Annotated in this window: 2 protein-coding genes; both read left to right on the forward strand. The window is 74.7% G+C overall.

What is annotated here, in order from left to right; all coding sequences use genetic code 11:
• Window positions 1-259 precede the first annotated feature (259 nt).
• Window positions 260-2,242, forward strand: coding sequence for a protein kinase (locus ACFU7Y_RS42985; protein WP_380771909.1), 1,983 nt, complete (start codon window positions 260-262; stop codon window positions 2,240-2,242).
• 46 nt (window positions 2,243-2,288) lie between these two features.
• Window positions 2,289-2,468 (forward strand): DUF6104 family protein, encoded by a 180-nt coding sequence (locus ACFU7Y_RS42990; protein WP_049649445.1) that lies wholly within the window; start codon window positions 2,289-2,291, stop codon window positions 2,466-2,468.
• The last annotated feature ends 31 nt before the right edge of the window (window positions 2,469-2,499 follow it).

The raw sequence follows: 2,499 nt of genomic DNA on the forward strand, positions 1-2,499 counted from the left end.
CCCACCGGGAGGGCGGGGCCGCGGGCGTTCGCGCTCCCGGCCCCGCGTTCGTGCTCCCGGCCCCGCGTTCGTGCTCCCGGCCCTGCGTTCGTGCTCCCCGCCCGTTAGGTCCCAGCTCTGCAACCAAACCGGAACCGCGGTGCACGGGATCCTGACGGGTCGATAGGTTATGCCTCGCCGTCCGGCAGCCCCGGCGCCCGTCAGCGCGCCCGGCCGCCACGGCCGTACCACCTCACCGCTCTCCCAGGGGGATCACCACATGACCGCCGACACGCCTCGGGACGCCGGCAAGCTCCCACCGGTCTTCCAGCCGCTCCTCCCGGACGACCCCCGGGAGGTCGGCGGCTACCGGCTGTTCGCCCGGCTGGGCGCCGGCGGCATGGGCCGGGTCTACCTCTCCTACACCCCGGGCGGGCGCCCGGTCGCGCTCAAGGTGGTGCGCCCGGAGTTCGCCGAGGACGGCGAGTTCCGCCGCCGCTTCGCGCAGGAGGTCAGCAACGCCCAGCGCATCCACGGGCTCTACACCGCGCAGGTGATCGACTCCGGCGGCCTGGACGGCGACGCCCCCTGGCTGGTCACCGCGTACGTCCCGGGCCCGTCCCTGCAGCAGGTGGTGCGCGAGAACGGCGCACTGCCGGTGCGCACCGTGCTGCTGCTGATGGGCGGCATCGCCGAGGCCCTCCAGGCGATCCACAGCGTCGAGGTGGTCCACCGCGACCTCAAGCCCGCCAACGTGCTGGTCGCCGGGGACGGCCCGCGGGTGATCGACTTCGGCATCGCCCGAGCCGCCGACGCCACCGCCCTGACCGGCACCGGCTACCGGATCGGCTCCCCCGCCTTCATGTCCCCCGAGCAGGCCCAGGGCCGCCCGGTCACCCCGGCCACCGACGTCTTCGCGCTCGGCGCCCTGGCCGCATACGTGGCCGGCGGCACCGCGCCGTTCGGCGACGGCCCGGACACCGCGGTGCTCTACCGGGTGGTGCACGAGGAGGCGGACCTCACGGGCGTCCCGGCGGACCTGCGCGAGCTGGTCCAGCGCTGTCTGGCGAAGTCCCCGGAGGACCGCCCCACGCCCGCCGAGATCATCCAGGTCGCCCGCAACCACCCGGAGGTCGGCGGCCAGCTGCGGTTCGGCGACGACTGGCTGCCGCGCGAGGTCAACACCGAGATCACCCGTCGCTCCGACCTCCCGCAGCAACAATTCCTTCTGGCCCCGCCGACCCCGCTGCCGGCCGCGCCCGCCACCCCGCCGACCCCGCTGCCCGCGATGCCGGCCACTCCCCCGCCGCCGGCCGGCGCACCGACCCACCCGGCCGGCGCACCGGCCCACCCGGCCACTGCGGTGCACCCGCCGCAGCAGCCGGTGACGCCGCCACCTGGCTTCGCTCCGCCGCCGGTCGGCTCGTACGGCGCCCCGCAGCCGCCCACCGAGTCGCCGACCGCGCCGGTGCTGCCGGCCCCGCCGACCGCCCGGCTCCAGCAGCCGGAGCCGCCGTCGTACGACACTCCGCCGCCCGGCCCGGTGGTGACCGCCGACCCGGAGCCCGAGCCCAAGCGCAAGGGCGGGGTGTCCTGGAAGGTGCTGCTCACCGTCGCCCTGGTGATGGCGGTCGGCGGCACCGCGGGCGGCGTGGTGCTGATGAAGAAGCTGGGCGACGACACCAAGTCGGACAACAAGTCGGCCGCCGCGGTCACCGTGACCCAGGGCCCGGACGCGACCAAGGCGAACTCCTCCCCGAGCGCCTCGGCCTCCGCCGACCCGGTGACGGCCGCGCCCTCGAAGCCCGGCCAGAGCACCGTCTCGGCCCCGGCCCGGCCGGCCGGCTACTCCCCGATGCTGGACAAGAAGTCACTGGCGATCCCCAGCGCCGAGTACTCCTCCGACGCCTACCGGATCGACCTGGACTCGGGCACCGTGGTCCCCCGCTCCACCGACCTCAAGTGGGGCCTCGGGGTGGTCAACGTCGGCGGCGCCGGCAGCAAGGCCAACTCCTTCACCAGCTACGGCGACAACAAGTCGGACTTCGCGGTGATCACCGAGCCGTCCGTCACCGCCGAGCAGTGCGCCGCCGCGATCGACTCCCGGCCGGACACCGACCTCTCGTACAACCGGGTCGCGCCCGGCCGTCTGCTGTGCATCCGCGACCGGGTCACCCGCAACATCGCCGTCGCGGTGATCGAGCAGGCGGACCCGACCACCGGGGCCGCCAAGGTCACCGTCAGCACCTGGCGGGCCAGCTGACCGGACTATCCTGACCAGGTCAATCCCCACCGGACCGGAGCGAACCGTGTACTTCACCGACCGAGGCATCGAGGAGCTGGAGAACCGGCGCGGCGAGGAGGAGGTCACCCTGGGGTGGCTGGCCGAGCAGCTGCGCACGTTCGTCGACCTCAACCCGGACTTCGAGGTCCCGGTCGAGCGGCTGGCCACCTGGCTGGCGCGGCTCGACGACGAGGACGACGAGTGACCCGGTGACGGCCGCCGCGAGGCCCGGGAGG

The sequence above is a fragment of the Kitasatospora sp. NPDC057542 genome (assembly GCF_042801945.1).
In the GTDB taxonomy this organism is placed as follows: Bacteria; Actinomycetota; Actinomycetes; order Streptomycetales; family Streptomycetaceae; genus Kitasatospora.

Coding starts and splice junctions, on each gene's coding strand:
- ACFU7Y_RS42985 (WP_380771909.1), top strand. CDS start 260: ATGACCGCCGACACGCCTCGGGACGCCGGCAAGCTCCCACCGGTCTTC.